Here is a 16,024-nt window from a genome sequence, read left to right on the forward strand (position 1 = left end):
CCGCTTGGACCCGGGGTGGCCGGCCTCGGCGCCAAGGGCGGCGACGCAGGCCATCCTCTCAGGAGGCAGAGTCCCATGAGCCGAGGCGGAGAAGCAGTCGCCGGAACGGTCACGACGAAGGTCCCCGCGAGACTGGACCGCCTGCCGTGGTCGCGATGGCACTGGATGATTGTGATCGGCCTGGGCACCGTCTGGATCCTCGACGGCCTGGAAGTTACCGTCGTCGGGAACATCGCCGGCCGGCTCTCCGAAGCCGGCAGCGGCCTGCCGATCAGCAGTGCCCAGGTCACGGGGGTCGCGGCAGCGTTCTACGTGGCGGGCGCCTGCTCCGGCGCTCTTTTCTTCGGCTGGCTCACGGACCGTTACGGCCGTAAGAAGCTCTTTCTGATCACTCTCACCGTCTACCTCGCGGCGACCGCGCTCACCTCCATCTCCTTCTCCGTCTGGTGGTTCTTCCTCTTTCGTTTTCTGACCGGGTTCGGTATCGGCGGCGAATACGCGGCCATCAACTCCGCCATCGACGAGCTGATCTCCAGCAGGTTCCGGGGCCGCGTCGACCTGATCATCAATGGCAGTTACTGGCTGGGTGCGATGGGAGGTGCTCTCCTGTCGGTCCTCGCACTCGATACCGACATCTTCCCCAAGGATGTCGGCTGGCGGCTGACGTTCGCCCTGGGCGTCGTTCTGGGACTGGCCATCCTTCTCGTACGCCGTCATGTGCCGGAGAGCCCGCGGTGGATGTTCATCCACGGACAGTCCGAGGAAGCGGAGAAGATCGTCGACGATGTGGAAAGGGAAATCGAGGAGGAGACGGGCCGCCCGCTCCCGGAGGCGGAAAGCGAGATCACTGTCGAAAAGCGACGCCGCGTCGGCTTCATCGAGATCGGGAAGACCGTCTTCCGTGACTATCCCAAGCGTGCGACGCTCGGCTTCGCGCTCTTCGTCGGACAGGCGTTCCTCTACAACGCGATCACTTTCGGCTTCGGCTCCATCCTGGTCACATTCTTCGACGTCTCCACCGGAACAACCGGCTACTTCTTCGCCGTCATCGCGTTCTGCAACTTCCTGGGCCCACTGTTCCTGGGACGTCTCTTCGACACCTGGGGCCGCCGGCCGATGATCGCGGGGACCTACATCCTCTCCGGAGTGCTGCTGTTCCTTACTGCCTGGCTGTTCGATGCCGGACGGCTCGACGCCATCACGATGACGCTGTGCTGGTGCGTCGTCCTCTTCTTCGCGTCGGCGGGTGCGAGTTCGGCCTACCTCACGGTCAGTGAGATCTTCCCGATGGAGACACGGGCCCTGGCGATCGCCTTCTTCTACGCGATCGGGACGGCGGCCGGCGGTATCTCCGGCCCCCTGCTCTTCGCGGGCCTGACGCAGAGTGGAGTCGTCGGGAATGCCGCTCTCGCGTTCTGTGTGGGGGCGGCCCTGATGGTGATCGCGGGCCTGGTGGCCGTCTTCTTCGCGGTGGCCGCAGAACAGAAGTCGCTGGAACAGATCGCTGCGCCGCTTTCGACGGTCACGTCACGGGACAGCGCTGTGCGCTGCGAGGCCGACGCGAAGAAGCCGGGGTCCCCGCCGGGCTCGCCAGCGGGGTGACGCCCCCTGCTCCTGGCATGAATAGCTTCATCTCGGTCGATCGCTGCCCTACCAGGAGCTACATCATCCGGACATCATCGGACAACCCGATCCAAGGATGCATGCCCCGCACTTGCGGACCGAGTTGCAACCTTCGCCGCGCAGAGCGGTCGCCGGCTCTCCGAAGGAACGCTCGCTCAGCCCGGTCATGAAGTGTGGGATCCCAGATCCCGTGGCCACCCGTGGCGGACGTTTCACTGGCAAATGGGTCTGAAGCGCTACTCGGGGCCTACTGGTTGGCGACGACGCAGTCACGGGATCTACGAGTCGCACCTGGCACTCGCATGCCTTCTGATGCAACGTGACTCAAACCAGTTCGGGTTGCGGTTGCGTTTGCGGAGCTGGTGCGTCCGTCGGTTCCCACAGTTTGGTGGTCCGTACGTAGCCGTGGACAACTGAGGCCATCGCCAGAAGGAGAAGTGGTCCAAACACCCACGGATGTTCGGCCATCTCCATCGGCAGATAGCGATATGACACCAAGAGTGCAGCGAAGACCGTTGCACCGTAGGTGACCAGCTGGATTCCTGACCGGTCCCAGCCGCATTCCAGCGAGCGCAGCGCTGCCTCGATCGTAAACGTGAACACCACGCCGGCAACGATATCCGCGCCGTAGTGGTATCCGAAGCCCAGCGTCGCGCCGAGGGTGGCAATAAGCCAGCCCGCGCCTGCGAATTGCAGAATCCGTGGGCCCTTGCGGGAATGGATGAAGATCGCGGTGGCCCACGCGGTGTGCAGGCTGGGCATGCAGTTGCGTGGGGTGATCTCGTCGAAGGGCATGTGGTGCGGAGTATTGATCGGCGGCGGCGTGTCCGGCCACAGGTTGGCCACCGCCCAGTGCCCGCCGTCGGCGCCATAGGCGAAGATCGGCCCGACCACAGGGAAGATCATGTAGATGCCCGGCCCGAGGAGGCCGATGACCAGAAAGGTGCGCACCAGGTGGTGGCGTGGGAAGCGACGCTCGACCGCCACGCTGCGTAGCTGGTACACCGTGACGACGACCGCGGCCACCGGAAGCAGAGTGTAGACGTAGTCGAGAAAATGGGTGCCGATCGGACCAGTGGCGTTGACGATCCGGCCAACCAGCCACGACGGGTTGCCCAACGCCTGATCGGCGACTGCCACGTACTGGTCGAGGACCGCCGGGCGAGTCTTCGACGTGATGAGTAGCCAGGTGTCGCCAGTCTTACGGCCGGTCACCAGCAGCAGGCCCAGCCCGACACCCTTCAGTAGCAACATGCGTTCCCGGCCCGTGCGGCGCGTGAGAGCGATGACCGCATAGCCCAAAATCACCCACAAGGCGCCGTTGCCGAAGGGGTGACCGTCGGTCACTTTGACGTCGGCCGCCCACCGCACCAGTAGGAAGGTGAGGTCGATGCCGATCGCGACACCGGCCGCGATGAAGCGTTGTCGCCAGGTGAGCACCACCATCATCAGCCCCATGCTGGCGTACAGCAGGAATCCCGATTGGGGGGCGAATACCACCTCTTGCGCCTGGGTGGTGATCGGTCCCGGTACGCCGTAGCGACGCGCGGCGATCTCCAACGCGATGAGGAATCCGAGGGTCACCACCGCCGCCGTGGCCCACAGTATCGCCCGTGGTTGACGCCACACGGCGAACGTAATTCTATTGTTCCTTCGTGAAAGAATCCGCGATGCTTTAGGTATCAATTGTTTGGCCGATTTGTTAGATGTTAGTAAATGACACTCTTCGTGCCGGATGCGTGGATTTCCGGTGAAGGACGGGCGATGGCGCTCGTCGTGAGTTCGAACATGCTATCGGGGTGGTGTGGATGGGTCGATGGCCACGGGTGGTGCGAAGACCGGTCGATCCTGGCTCGATGGTCCAGCGTCTCGGGAATGACCACGGAACTCTCGAACGCCTGGCAGGCGTCGAGGGTGACACGGGCTACCCAGCGTGCTTCAAGCTTATGTAATGGCCGTGAACTGGCGCCCTGGGGGGAGGTGTTGGCATACCGTCAACACGTCCAATACAGCGATCAGCTCTCCCTTTGTGACGAAGCCTGGGAGAACGGTCGTCGACTGGGGCCGTCGGTCACATCACAAGCCTCATTGCGTCACGCACGTCTCGTTTGACGTGACAAGCGCCGGACTCGGTGGGCCGAGGATGCCTGACCATCTCTCGACCTGGCTCCGGTTGACCTTGACACAGTGACAAGGTCTTCACTGTTTCAAGGAGGTGATCCCGATGATCATGCCGAAAGAGGACACGAACACGATGCGAGCTCTCCAGGGGCTGGAGAACAACAGCTCGTCGGTCCGGCTGCAGGCAGCGCTGGCGGTCGGCACGACCCCGGACCCGGGGTTCATCGGCAAGCTCATCGAGCGATGCGCGATCGAACCCGAGTTCTACGTGCGTGAAATGCTGACATGGGCACTCACCCGCCACGCGGCATCGATGACGGTCCCGGTGCTTCTCGACGAAGTCCGCTCAGGGCGTGCGCAGGCGCGGAGCCAGGCGTTGCACACGCTGTCCAAGATCGGGGATCGGCAAGCGTGGCCGGCGATCACACCGGCGCTGCTGTCCGACGCCCACGACGAGGTGGCCCGGAGCGCCTGGCGGGCAGCTGTCGTGCTCGTGCCCGAAGGTGAGGAGCACGAGTTGGCCGTAGCGTTGGCGACACAGCTCGGGCGCGGCGAACGCGAGACGCAACTGAGCCTCAGCCGGGCGCTGATCGCGCTCGGGGAGGTGATGCTGCCGACACTGGGCGCCGCGACGACGGATCTCGACGCTCGCGTGCGCGCACACGCGATCGCCACGGAACGGCTGTGGCGCGACCCGGATGCCGGATTCGAGTTCGCGATCGAGGAGGCGAAGCGCATCGCAGCCCTCGGCCAGGAGGAGGGGTAGACAGTGTTCATCGGTGATGTCGCGCGACGGTCCGGGGTCAGCGCCCGCATGCTCAGGCATTACGAATCGCTCGGCCTCGTGCGGCCGACGGGCCGTACCGATTCTGGCTATCGCGAGTACTCCGGCGAGGACATCCGGCGAATCTTCCACATCGAGAGCCTGCGGTCATTGGGGCTGTCGCTGCGCGACGTCAGGCGCGCGCTCGATGAACCCGGCTTCGCGCCCGCGGAGCTCGTGGACGACCTGATCCGTCAGACGCGAGACCGCATCGCAGCGGAGACGGAGTTGCTCACGCGACTCCGTCGGATCGGTGCCGCGGAACCCACCCGCTGGGAGGACGTCCTCCAGATCGTCGCGCTCCTCCAGGCGTTGGGGTCGAAGAGCGCAGGGGTACGGCAGCGCGCGGCGCTGTCCGCAGTCGAGGAAGTTCCCGTGCCGGTGGAAGCACTGGTCGAGGCCGTGCTGAGCGAGTCCGACCCGAACGTCGCCGGAGCCCTTCGCTGGGCTCTGGCGCAATCGGGCGAGAGCGGGCTGGCACTGCTGGCGGAGGGCCTCGGCTCCACCGCGGCCGAGGTGCGGAAACGTGCCGTCCAGTCCATCGCCGAGATTCCGAACGGTGAGGCGACCGCACTGCTGCAGGACGCCCTCACGAACCCCGACATCGTGGTCCGCAGATACGCGGCCCTGGCGCTCGGGGCGCGCGGAGTAACCGACGCGGTCCCGACGCTCATCGACATGATCGTCGAGGAGAGGAACGACGTCGACGCGGCCGATGCATTGAGCGCGCTGGCGAGTGATCCCGCGTTGGCGGAGCAGATCGCTACCGGGCTCGTCGACTGCCTCGTCCACAGCGCCATTGGATCGTCTGCACGTCGACGGCTGACACAGGCGCTCGCGGACATCCCGGGGATCACGACGTCACGTGCCCTCGCAGATCTGTCACATGACGAAGACCGTGCCGTTGCGCTTACTGCGACCTACATTCTCGAGCTGCGCAACGCACGATCGTGAATCTCTGAGGTGCTGTGTCCGTGGGGCCCAGTTGTTGCAGGTCACCGCCGACAGGCCCACGGCGTCGCCGAGGACCCCGGCTGTACCGCGCCTCACGCCACGCGGTACAGGCGTACCGCCCCGGGTTGGGGGGACACCCCCATCGAACCCGGGGCGGTTCACCCGCCGCTGCCGCGTCAACGTCGTCGAGCTCAACCACGCTCTGGCCGGGCTGGGAGATTCGGCGCTCCTGGGTCTCAGACGCGTTCGTGGCTGACGGTGTCGAGTGCCGTCCCGACCTGGTTGGCCAAGGTCACCGCGACAAGGCGGGCGGCCAGCGGTGGGGCGGCGCCGGGTGCGGCCTGGAGCATGTACCGGCCGTAGAAGCGCCCGTTGTGGAAGACGCGCAGTTCCAGCTCCTCGCCCGGCAGTCCGTTGTGGTCGACGTCCCAGTGCCGGCGGCCCCAGGAGATGCTGCCGTCCTCCCTCAGACTGGGTGGGTGTCCGATGAGAGTGCCGTATTCGAAGCGGCAGCCGCTCAGGCCGAGCAGCCCCACCAGCTGCCCACGCACGTGGTCGATCACGGTGTGCGGGTCGGTGGCGGTCTCGACAAGGCGAGCGGTGTGGTGGATCTGGGCCAGGTAGTCGTCGTCGGTGATGGCGATCACCTTCAGTTCCCGGGCGCGGGCCGCAAGCTGGGAGACGACGACGCCGACGACGAGGAGCAGTACGGCAGTGGTGATGTCGGCGGACTTGGTGATCGCGAACTGTTCGTAGGGGCGGGTGAGGAAGAAGTCGAACCACACTGCCGCGGACAGCGCGGTGAGCACGCCGGCGAGACGACGGCCCAGTGCCGCCACGCCCACCACGGCGACGACGAGCACCAGAGCCGCGTTGGTGTTGGACATGCTGGCCCGGAAAGGCACCAGCACCGCGCACACGGCCGGCGGCAGAGTCACAGCCGCCACGAGCGCCACCCGGTCCCGGGAGAGGTACGGAAGCATGGGGTTCACCTCCACCTCAGTTGTAGTCACAGGTGGCCGCTCGCGCGTTCCGTTCCGTCTCGCTTTGACGCAACCTTGATTGGGTGACTACCGGCCTGTCGGCCGTGCGCGTCGCGGACAGGGTGGCCGGCACCAAGGGGGGCGGTCTCTTGCAGTCCCGAGAAGCCGAGGGACGGTCCCCACCACCAGTGCACGCCGGCGCTCCTCCACCAGAGCCGCCACCGCCTGCCACTGGTCCTCCCGGCAGGCGTATCGAACCCCGGGCTCACCGATGAACTGAGCGAGGAAGGCGACCGGCGGCCGGCAGGTCCGCCGTCGGCTCCATGGACGTGCCGTCCTCCGGCGTGGCGACGTGCGGCCGGGAGGACCACGCCAGGGAGGCACCGCCGACGGGCCGTTCAGCGTGTGCGTACATGCGGTGACGGGACCAGGCGGACGACGGTGTTGAGTACATGGTCGATCACGTCGTGCGAGGGCTTGTCCGTGAGGTTGGTGAGCATCCGGGCCAGGGTATTGAGCAGAAACGGCGATCCCATGACGTACCGATTGAGGATCGGTTGGAAGCCCGCACGGCTGAAGACGACGTCGGCGGCCGCGTTGCCGAGACGGTAGTAGCGCCCCCAGCGGCGGTTCATCTCGACGGGGTAACTGTGCAGCACTCGCTCCCGCCCGGGGCCCGGGGGAAGGGCGAGGGCGAGTACAGCGCTCTCGGCTGCGACTTCGCCGGCTTCCATGGCCTGGCCGATGCCCTCCCCGTTCCAGGGGCTGATCATGCCTCCGGAGTCGCCGACGAGGAGGAGCCCCCGAGTGTAGAGGGGGTGACGGTTGAAACCCAGGGGCAGCGCCGCGCTCCGGACAGGGCCCTCGGCGTTCTCCTCATGCAGCCCCCAGGTGTGCGGAGTACGGGCCAGCCATTGGTCCAACGTGGTCCGCAGGTCCGCGGTTCCGTGCCGCCGGTGAGGCAGCGCACCGAGCCCGACGTTGACGCGGCCGTCTCCCATGGGAAAGATCCAACCGTATCCCGGCAGGTAGTGATTGCTCCCCGGGAAGCGGAGATCGGCCCACAACTCCAGGTACTCCTCTTGAGACCGTTCTGGGCTGCGGTAATAGCGGCGGGCGGCTGTCGCGATCTGCCTGCTCCTGTCCCGCTGCAGGCCCATGGCGAGGGCCAAGCGGGCGGAGGCGCCGTCGGCGGCGATGACGATCGGTGCGTGGAAGACCACCGGCTCCTTCGCTCCGGCCGTGGCGGTGACACCGGTTATACGGCCCGCGCGGTCGGTTACGGGCTGGGTCACCTTCACCCCGTTGCGCAGCCGTGCTCCGGCAGCAACGGCGTGGCGGGCCAGGATGTCGTCGAAGTCATGCCGGCTGCGCGAGAGCCCGAAGTCCGGGTAGCGCCCCAAGGAGGGCCAGTCGATGTGCACCTGATGTTCACCGGCCACCCATCGCATACCACGTGAACGCGTCCACCCCGGAGCCTTGATGTCGATGCCCATCCGGATGAGCTGGTGCACCGCTCGCGGGGTCAAGCCGTCTCCGCACACCTTTTCCCGGGGAAAGTGGGCCTTTTCCAGGAGCAGGACATCAATGCCTGCCTTGGCGAGGTGGAAGGCCGCGGACGAGCCCGCAGGCCCCGCCCCCACCACGATCACATCGGCTTCTTCGTTCGAGCCGTGGACGGAGCGGTCGTCCGACGGGGACTGCGCTGGCGTCGTTTCCCGCATAGGGAACCCCTTCCTGGGACAGCCGGTGGCGTACCGAGGACGGCAGCCCGGTACGTCATCATCGATCAGGACGAGCCGGTTCGGAACATAGCGTGTCCAGCCACGCCGTAAGGGCGGTTCAGCACGGGGCGGCGCTGTACCGACGGCGCACGTGTCGTGAGGTGGCGGGTATGGCCTGTCCGGGACGCCGCTCGGGGTCAGGTCGCGGGGCGCGGTGGTTCTTCCTCTTTGTGGATGGTCAACTCGCCGTTGGCGATGTCGATCCGGAGGCGGCTGTGGGGCTGCAGGCTGCCGTCGAGCAGCATGCGGGAGAGCCGATTGTCGACCTCACGCTGGATCGTGCGGCGCAACGGGCGGGCACCGTATTCGGGCTGGTAGCCGCGTTGGGCGAGCCATTCGACGGCGTCCAGGGTGACCTCGACGGTGACGTCCTGAGCGCGGAGCCGACGCCTGGAGTCGTCCAGCAGCATGTTGGTGATCTGCCGTAGCTGCTGGTCGGCGAGTTGGTGGAAGATCACGATCTCGTCGATGCGGTTGAGGAACTCCGGCCGGAAGTGTTCACGCAGTGGGCGCAGCACCCGCTCGCGGCGCGCCCGCTCGTCGGTGTCCGCGGAGCCGGCGCCGAAGCCCATCGCGCCGGCGCGACCGGTGATGGCCTGCGAACCGAGGTTGCTGGTCATGACGATGACGGTGTTCTTGAAGTCGATGGTGCGGCCCTGGGAGTCGGTGAGCCGCCCGTCGTCGAGCACCTGCAGCAGGATGTTGAAGACGTCGGGGTGCGCCTTCTCGATCTCGTCCAGGAGCAGCAGCGAGTAGGGGTTCCTGCGTACCGCTTCGGTGAACTGTCCGGCCTCCTCGTGGCCGACGTAGCCGGGGGGAGCGCCGACCAGGCGGCTGACGGTGTGCCGTTCCTGGTACTCGCTCATGTCGAGGCGGATCATCCGGTCCTCGCTCCCGAAGAGTGCCTCCGCGAGTGCGCGCGCGAGTTCGGTCTTGCCGACGCCGGTGGGACCGAGGAAGAGGAAGCTCCCGATCGGGCGACCGGGATCGGCCAGGCCGGCTCGCGAGCGCAGGACGGCGTCGGCGACGGCGGTCACTGCTTCGTCCTGCCCGATGACGCGCTGGTGCAGATGTTGCTCCAGGTTCAGCAGTCGGTCCCGCTCCTCCTGGGTGAGGCTGCTGACGGGAATTCCGGTCCGGCGGGACACGATGTCGGCGATGTCTTCGACGGTGACCTCGGCGACATGGCTGCGCGGCTGCGGCGCGTGGTTTGCCTGGTCGATCCGCTGTTCGAGGTCGGCGAGCCGGTCGCGAAGCTCGGTCGCCCGCTCGTACTGCTCGGCGGCGACGGCCTGGTCCTTGTCCCGTGTGAGTTGCTCCACTTCGCGTTCCAGGGCGCGGATGTCGGTGCCGCGGGTGGAGGTGCGCAGCCGGACCCGGGCGCCGGCCTGGTCCATGAGGTCGATCGCCTTGTCAGGCAGATAGAAGTCGGTGAGGTAGCGGTCGGACAGCTCGACGGCGGCGAGCAGCGCCTCATCGGTGTAGCGAACCTGGTGATGGGCTTCGTAGCGGTCCTGGAGACCGCGCAGGATCTCGACGGCATCCGCCGAGCTGGGCTCGGGCACCAGAACCGGCTGGAACCGGCGGGCAAGCCCGGCGTCCTTCTCGATGTAGCGGCGGTACTCCTCGAGCGTGCTGGCCCCCACGACATGGAGTTCGCCGCGGGCGAGGGCGGGCTTGAGCATATTGCTCGCGTCCATCGGGCCGCCCTCGGAGCCGCCGCCCGCTCCGACAACGGTGTGCAGTTCGTCAATGAAGACGATCAGCTCGCCCGAGTGGGCGCGGATTTCCTCGATGAGTCCGTTGAGCCGTTCCTCGAAGTCCCCACGGAAGCGGGTACCGGCAACGACTCCTGAGAGGTCGAGCTGGACGACACGCCGATCGAGCAGAATGTCCGGCACGTCGCTGTCCGCGATGCGCTGGGCCAGTCCCTCGACAATGGCGGTCTTGCCCACTCCGGCTTCGCCGATCATGACGGGATTGTTCTTGCCTCGGCGGGCGAGGACCTCAATGGTCTGCTCGATCTCCTCGTCGCGGCCGATGACCGGGTCAATACGGCCCTCCCGGGCCAGGTCGGTGAGGTCGCGGCCGAACTTGTCCAGGTTGGGAGTGTTTCGCTCGCCGGGGCCGGTACGCTGGCCGGCGCTGCCGGGCGCGGGCGCGTGGCCGTCCCGGGCGCTGGCGGGCGGCGAGAAGTGCGCGGCGTTGAGCATTTGTCCCGCTGTGGAGTCGCGGTTGGCGGCCAGTGCCGACAGCACGTGTTCCGGGCCTATGTAGGAAGATCCGGCGGAGCGCGCGATCTCATGGGCGTCGAGCAGGGCGCGCTTGACCGCCGGTGTGACGGCGATGAAGTGGCTTCGTGGCCCTTCCCCGGCCTGCCGGTCGATCTCGGCGGCGAGCGCGTCGGGATCGGCGCCCGCTCGCGAGACCATGCGACGAGTCGGCTCGGTGGTGAGCGCGGCCCGCAGGAGGTGCTCCGTGTCGAGGTCGGTACTCCCGTGCCGGGCGGCATAGGACGCGGCGACGGTGACGAGCTGCCGTGCGGGACCGCTCAGCATGGTGCTGAAGTCGATGCGCCGCGGGTCGGGCGGCTCCCCGCCCTGTCCGGTGCCGAGAAAGTGCGTGAGGAAGTCTCCGAGGGGGTCCGGACCGTGGTCTTCTGGACCCTGTTGGCCGTCGGTCATGGGTATCCGTCCCCGTGGCCCGGCCGGACCGGGTCACGCTGTCTCAGTACACGTGCAGCCGTGTCGACGCAGTCCCGCAAGTCCGGCGTGACCACAGCAGCCACAGCCCCACTTGCACCAATTTAGACGATATTGGCGTCATGTGTCGGTGCGCATGGCCGAGGGGCAGCGGCGCACGCCGGGCATTGATCCGCTGTTCCCGGCGCGCGGGAGGGCCGGTTCCTGTCGGGGCAGTCCCCAGGCTGGCCGGCCCGTATCGCGGCGCCCACCCGCAACGCCCGGGCGCCCGTGGATGGCAGAAGTGCGGGACCTTTACCAATAGCGCACGTGTTCGATTCTGGGTAGGCTGCAGGTATGGCATCGCACCAGCTCCAGGGGTCCCTGTTCGATCAGGGCGACGAGGCGTTTCTATGCCCACTGGACGGCCTCCGCAGAACGGGGCTCGGCGACGGCGCCTGGATCGACCTCCTGCCGGGCTGGCTGAGTGGCGCCGACTCTCTGTTCGAGCAGCTGGCCACGGACGTTCCCTGGAAGGCCGAGCGACGGCAGATGTACGAGCGGGTCGTGGACGTCCCGCGCCTGCTCGCCTTCTATCGTGCCGGTGAAGCGCTGCCGCACCCCGTCCTCGACGAGGCGCGGCAGTCACTCTCCACGTACTACGCTGCCGAGCTCGGTGAACCCTTCACAACCGCCGGCCTGTGTTACTACCGCGACGGGCACGACAGCGTGGCCTGGCACGGCGACCGCATCGGCAGGGGCGCCCGCGAGGACACGATGGTCGCCATCCTCTCCGTGGGAGCGCCCCGCGACCTGCTGCTCCGCCCGTGCCGCGGCGGCGATGTCGTCCGGCGGCCGCTCGGGCACGGCGACCTGATCGTGATGGGCGGTTCCTGCCAGCGGACCTGGGAGCACGCCATCCCCAAGACCTCGCGGGCCGCGGGAGGACGCATCAGCATCCAGTTTCGGCCGCACGGGGTGCAGTGACCACTCCTGGCCAAGGATGCGTACGTTTCCGCCCCCTTGGCCACGGGGCGCAGGCGATCTACGCCCCGGGCTCCTCGGCCCGCAGGCCGGCCTCCTGGGGCTGACCGGAGGGTGCCGCCGTCACCAGGATGAGGGGGACTCCGTCGCAGGGCCGAAGTCGCAGCCCGCTGTGTTCGGCGGCGCCTGCCGGTGCGGTCAGTACTGCTGCGAAGTTCGGGCCCTTGGTGAGCGATCCGACCAGGTGGTGGGGGTCGGTGGAGGCGGCGACTCGGCCGCGCGCGTTGACCAGGCGCGCGGGTCCCGTCAGGCGTTGGAGCAAGGGCATGACCACCGCTTCGAAGTGCCGCAGATAGACGTCGGCAGCGGCCACCCCCATGAAGCGTCCCCCGACCGTCACCGGTGCGGAGAGTGTGAGGCTGTACTCGTCGGAGCAAAGGTAGTCGACATACGGGCCCGCGACCGCCCGCTGTCCGGTGTCGCGGGGCAGGGCGAACCAGTCCCAGTGGGTGTAGTCGGAGTACGCCGAGCGCTCCGGGTCCAGGTCGAGCAACAGCGGATGTACGGAACCGTCCACGGCCCTCTGCGACCACTCCAGCCACGCCGGTACGTCGTCGAGCAGACCTGACGCAGCCACGAAGCCGAGCCCTGAGACCAGATCGTTCTGGGCGAGACGTGCGTGCAGGCCGGTGCGGAGCGCGGTCAGATCGGCCGAGACCGGCCGACGGCGGTCTGTGACGGCCGAGGCGAGCACCGCTTCCGTGTCCGAACCCGTCCTGCCAACCGCGTCGAAGACTCCTTCGAGCGCGTCGCGGACACGGGCAGCCGCGTCGGCGACCGCCATCTCGTCAGGTAGCGCCGATCCGGCGCTTGCGAGACGGGGACTGCTGCCCATCGGGGCCCTCCTTCGGACGGGGACCGTCGGCCGAGCCGAGTCGGATTTCGATCAGGCGCGACATGGCGGCCTGCACGCTTTGTTCGGCCAGGGCCCTGGCGCGGTCATCCGCACCATCATGCACGGCGGTGACTACGGCGCGGTGACGATCCGCTATGTCCTTGAGATGTTCGTTCTCTCCAAGTGCGAGGGGGAGCAGTGCGCCCACCTCGGTTTGGAGAGTGACCTCTTCCCTGGTCAGCCGGGCGGACTGGGCGGCTGCGGCCAGCTCGACGTGGAAGCGGCCAATGATGCGGCTGCATGCCTTCAAGTCCTCGGCGTCCACCAACTCTCCGAGAGATCTTTGCAGTTGCTGCAGATCCTCGGGCTCGGTGCGTTGGGCCGCGAGCCGGGCGGCGGCACCTGAGACTGCTGCCCAGTGGTCGGAGAGATCGCGGAGTTCCTCGGTGCTCCAGCCGGAAAGGCGGGCAAGGAGTCGGTCCTCCGCAGGACCGTTGGGCACGGTGACGAAGCTGCCCCCGCCTCGGCCTCTGCGGGTGGTGACCAGGCCCTGTTGCCGCAGTGCCATGAGAGCTTCGCGCAGGGTCACGGTGGAGACGCCGAGTTGAGCTGCGAGGTCGGTCTCGCCAGGCAGTTGCTCGCCGTCGGCGAGCAGCCCGAGGTCTATGGCGTCACCGAGCCGCCGCACGACGGCCTCCACCCGGGCCAGGGTGTCAACGGGCGTGAATACGGCTCTACGGGCGTCGGGTTTGTCTCGATTCACGATCAACACCTTGCCAGTTGACTCAGCTTTTACCTTAGCGGGGTATTGAACTGAGAACTATGCCTTCATATGTTTGCGGCCAACTCCCCACAGCACCAGAAAGGTTCCCACCCATGGAGGGAATGGCGATCCGGCTACAGCGCCTCGGCAAGTCCTTCGGCCGGACGGAGGCCGTGGCCGGAGTCGACCTGGAGATTGCGGACGGCGAGTTCTTCTCGATGCTGGGGCCATCCGGCTCCGGCAAGACCACGGTGCTCCGGATGATCGCCGGCTTCGAGGCTCCCACCAGCGGAACCATCGAGCTCGCGGGCTCCGATGTCACTCTTCTGGCACCCTTCGAACGCGACGTGCACACCGTCTTCCAGGACTATGCGCTCTTCCCGCACATGACCGTGGAGCAGAACGTCGCCTACGGTCTCAAGATCCGTAAAGTACCCAAGGCAGAGCGCTTGAAGCAGGCCGGGGAGGCCCTGGCGAGCGTACGCCTCGCGGACTTCGGCACGCGTCGCCCGTCCCAGCTCTCCGGAGGCCAGCGACAGCGCGTGGCGCTGGCCCGCGCCCTGGTCGGCCGCCCGAAGGTGCTGCTGCTCGACGAGCCGCTCGGTGCCCTGGATCTCAAGCTGCGCGAGCAGATGCAGGTCGAGCTCAAGGCGATCCAGCGCGAGCTCGGCATCACCTTCGTCTTCGTCACGCACGACCAGGAGGAGGCGCTGACGATGAGCGACCGGATCGCAGTCTTCAACCAGGGTCGCGTCGAACAGGTCGGCACCCCGGCCCAGATCTACGAACGTCCCGCCACCCCGTTCGTCGCGGGCTTCGTCGGTACGTCGAACCTCCTGACCGGCAGCGCGGCGGAGCAGGTTGTGGGCGACAGGGGAACGTACAGCATCCGGCCGGAGAAGATCCGCGTGTTCAAGGAAACCGCCGTCGGTGACGCGCAGCACTCCAGTGCCACCGGCATCGTCGCGGAGGTCGTCTACCTGGGCGACACGACCCGCCTCCTGGTGGATCTCGACGCCGGCGGCCGGCTCACCGCGCTCCAGCAGAACCTGGAGACCTCCTCCGAGGACGTCGCCGCCTTCCGTGGCTCCCGGGTCAGACTCCAGTGGCACCAACGGCACAACTTCAGGGTGCCTGAGGCCCGGTGAGCGCAAACCCGCACGACTCAGTCCCCGCCCCTTCCCCCTCCGTGGAGATCCCTGTGCGTCTGAACCGAACGTCCCGAGCAGCGGCCGCGGCCGGCGCCCTGCTTCTCGCTACCGCCTGCGGTTCGTCGGACAACGCCGCTACGTCGTCCGGCGGCAGCGGCTTCACCCCGCCCAAGCTCGTCGCCCAGAAGGCCCTCGGCAAGGCGGAGGGCCAGGTGAACCTGATCGCCTGGGCCGGATACGCCGAGGACGGATCCAACGACCCGAAGGTCGACTGGGTCACCGACTTCGAGGGGCAGACCGGCTGTCAGGTCAACACCAAGACCGCAGGCACCTCCGACGAGATGGTCAGCCTGATGAAGACCGGCCAGTACGACGCGGTCTCCGCCTCCGGTGATGCAGCCTTGCGGCTGATCGCCTCCGGCGACGCAGCACCCGTCAACACCAAGCTGGTTCCCAACTACAAGGACGTCTTCTCCGGGCTGAAGAACCAGCAGTGGAACTCGGTCAAGGGCGTCTCCTACGGCATCCCGCACGGCCGCGGCGCCAATCTGCTGATGTACAACACGAAGAAGGTCACGCCGGCGCCCGACTCCTGGTCCGCGGTCTTCGGCGAGTCCTCGGCGTACAAGGGGAAGGTCACCGCGTACGACTCGCCGATCTACATCGCGGACGCGGCCCTGTACTTGATGAAGACCAAGCCGTCCCTCGGCATCAAGGACCCGTACGCTCTGAACCAGAAGCAGTTCGACGACGCCGTCGCACTGCTCAAGAAGCAGAATGCCAACATCGGTGAGTACTGGAGCGATTACCTGAAGGAGGTATCCGCCTTCAAGAGCGGTGACTCGGTGGTAGGCACCAGTTGGCAGGTCATCCTCAACACCGCTCAGGCCGAGAAGGTTCCGGTCAAGGCGATCCTTCCCAAGGAGGGTGCCACCGGCTGGTCCGACACATGGATGCTCTCAGCCAAGGCGAAGCATCCCAACTGCGCCTACAAGTGGATGAATTGGATCGTCTCGCCCAAGGCGAACGCCCAGGTTGCCGAGTACTTCGGTGAGGCCCCGTCCAACGCGCAGGCCTGCAAGCTGACCGCGGACGAGAACCACTGCGCCACCTATCACGCTGCTGACGAGTCTTACTGGAAGAACGTCCACTTCTGGACCACGCCCATCGCACAGTGCGTTGATGGGCGTAAGGACACCACGTGCGTACCGTACGCCAAGTGGGTGCAGGCCTGGACCGAGATCAAGGGCTGAGGGTTACGT

12 protein-coding genes are annotated in these 16,024 nt (G+C 67.0%); 6 read left to right on the top strand and 6 right to left on the bottom strand.

What is annotated here, in order from left to right; all coding sequences use genetic code 11:
- Nucleotides 1-75: 75 nt before the first annotated feature.
- Complete coding sequence (locus ACNPQM_RS17245; RefSeq protein WP_418084668.1) at nt 76-1,602, top strand: MFS transporter; 1,527 nt, start codon at nt 76-78, stop codon at nt 1,600-1,602.
- 345 nt (nt 1,603-1,947) lie between these two features.
- Here ACNPQM_RS17245 and ACNPQM_RS17250 read toward each other — a convergent pair whose 3' ends face one another.
- Nucleotides 1,948-3,210, bottom strand: coding sequence for a phosphatase PAP2 family protein (locus ACNPQM_RS17250; RefSeq protein ID WP_418084748.1), 1,263 nt, complete (start codon nt 3,208-3,210; stop codon nt 1,948-1,950).
- Between the two features lie 637 nt (nt 3,211-3,847).
- Between ACNPQM_RS17250 and ACNPQM_RS17255 the strand changes: the two genes are divergently transcribed.
- Both ACNPQM_RS17255 and ACNPQM_RS17260 read left to right on the top strand, forming a co-directional pair.
- Nucleotides 3,848-4,510: a HEAT repeat domain-containing protein gene (locus ACNPQM_RS17255; protein ID WP_418084669.1), complete on the top strand. Its 663-nt coding sequence runs from the start codon at nt 3,848-3,850 to the stop codon at nt 4,508-4,510.
- Nucleotides 4,511-4,513: 3 nt separating this feature from the next.
- Nucleotides 4,514-5,521 carry a HEAT repeat domain-containing protein gene (locus ACNPQM_RS17260; RefSeq protein WP_418084670.1) on the top strand — a complete coding sequence of 336 codons (1,008 nt, stop codon included), beginning with the start codon at nt 4,514-4,516 and terminating at the stop codon, nt 5,519-5,521.
- A gap of 236 nt (nt 5,522-5,757) precedes the next feature.
- Here ACNPQM_RS17260 and ACNPQM_RS17265 read toward each other — a convergent pair whose 3' ends face one another.
- The 3 genes from ACNPQM_RS17265 to ACNPQM_RS17275 form a co-directional block, all read right to left on the bottom strand.
- Nucleotides 5,758-6,504: a DUF4118 domain-containing protein gene (locus ACNPQM_RS17265; RefSeq protein WP_358860734.1), complete on the bottom strand. Its 747-nt coding sequence runs from the start codon at nt 6,502-6,504 to the stop codon at nt 5,758-5,760.
- A gap of 398 nt (nt 6,505-6,902) precedes the next feature.
- Nucleotides 6,903-8,228 carry a geranylgeranyl reductase family protein gene (locus tag ACNPQM_RS17270; RefSeq protein ID WP_358859645.1) on the bottom strand — a complete coding sequence of 442 codons (1,326 nt, stop codon included), beginning with the start codon at nt 8,226-8,228 and terminating at the stop codon, nt 6,903-6,905.
- 197 nt (nt 8,229-8,425) lie between these two features.
- Nucleotides 8,426-10,972: an ATP-dependent Clp protease ATP-binding subunit gene (locus tag ACNPQM_RS17275; protein ID WP_418084671.1), complete on the bottom strand. Its 2,547-nt coding sequence runs from the start codon at nt 10,970-10,972 to the stop codon at nt 8,426-8,428.
- A gap of 354 nt (nt 10,973-11,326) precedes the next feature.
- Here ACNPQM_RS17275 and ACNPQM_RS17280 point away from each other — a divergent pair, with 354 nt between their 5' ends.
- Entirely contained in the window at nt 11,327-11,956 is a 630-nt protein-coding gene (locus ACNPQM_RS17280; protein ID WP_418084672.1) for an alpha-ketoglutarate-dependent dioxygenase AlkB, read from the top strand.
- A gap of 58 nt (nt 11,957-12,014) precedes the next feature.
- Here ACNPQM_RS17280 and ACNPQM_RS17285 read toward each other — a convergent pair whose 3' ends face one another.
- Together ACNPQM_RS17285 and ACNPQM_RS17290 are read right to left on the bottom strand one after the other, a co-directional pair.
- Entirely contained in the window at nt 12,015-12,848 is an 834-nt protein-coding gene (locus ACNPQM_RS17285; protein ID WP_418084673.1) for a cache domain-containing protein, read from the bottom strand.
- A complete protein-coding gene (locus tag ACNPQM_RS17290; RefSeq protein WP_418084674.1) occupies nt 12,802-13,611 on the bottom strand; it encodes a FadR/GntR family transcriptional regulator in 810 nt (269 codons plus the stop codon). The genes ACNPQM_RS17285 and ACNPQM_RS17290 overlap by 47 nt, the downstream gene beginning before the upstream one ends.
- A 113-nt stretch (nt 13,612-13,724) precedes the next feature.
- Here ACNPQM_RS17290 and ACNPQM_RS17295 point away from each other — a divergent pair, with 113 nt between their 5' ends.
- A complete protein-coding gene (locus tag ACNPQM_RS17295) occupies nt 13,725-14,759 on the top strand; it encodes an ABC transporter ATP-binding protein (RefSeq protein ID WP_418084675.1) in 1,035 nt (344 codons plus the stop codon).
- A 53-nt stretch (nt 14,760-14,812) separates the two neighbouring features.
- Complete coding sequence (locus tag ACNPQM_RS17300) at nt 14,813-16,015, top strand: ABC transporter substrate-binding protein (protein ID WP_418084676.1); 1,203 nt, start codon at nt 14,813-14,815, stop codon at nt 16,013-16,015.
- Nucleotides 16,016-16,024: the final 9 nt, after the last annotated feature.

The sequence above is a fragment of the Streptomyces sp. NPDC056231 genome (assembly GCF_048270745.1).
Classification (GTDB): domain Bacteria; phylum Actinomycetota; class Actinomycetes; order Streptomycetales; family Streptomycetaceae; genus Streptomyces.

What these genes read in the sequence shown, in the direction of transcription:
- ACNPQM_RS17245 (WP_418084668.1), top strand. Translation starts at nt 76, where the DNA reads ATGAGCCGAGGCGGAGAAGCAGTCGCCGGAACGGTCACGACGAAGGTC.
- ACNPQM_RS17255 (WP_418084669.1), top strand. Translation starts at nt 3,848, where the DNA reads ATGATCATGCCGAAAGAGGACACGAACACGATGCGAGCTCTCCAGGGG.
- ACNPQM_RS17265 (WP_358860734.1), bottom strand. Translation starts at nt 6,504, where the DNA reads ATGCTTCCGTACCTCTCCCGGGACCGGGTGGCGCTCGTGGCGGCTGTG.
- ACNPQM_RS17270 (WP_358859645.1), bottom strand. Translation starts at nt 8,228, where the DNA reads ATGCGGGAAACGACGCCAGCGCAGTCCCCGTCGGACGACCGCTCCGTC.
- ACNPQM_RS17275 (WP_418084671.1), bottom strand. Translation starts at nt 10,972, where the DNA reads ATGACCGACGGCCAACAGGGTCCAGAAGACCACGGTCCGGACCCCCTC.
- ACNPQM_RS17280 (WP_418084672.1), top strand. Translation starts at nt 11,327, where the DNA reads ATGGCATCGCACCAGCTCCAGGGGTCCCTGTTCGATCAGGGCGACGAG.
- ACNPQM_RS17285 (WP_418084673.1), bottom strand. Translation starts at nt 12,848, where the DNA reads ATGGGCAGCAGTCCCCGTCTCGCAAGCGCCGGATCGGCGCTACCTGAC.
- ACNPQM_RS17295 (WP_418084675.1), top strand. Translation starts at nt 13,725, where the DNA reads ATGGAGGGAATGGCGATCCGGCTACAGCGCCTCGGCAAGTCCTTCGGC.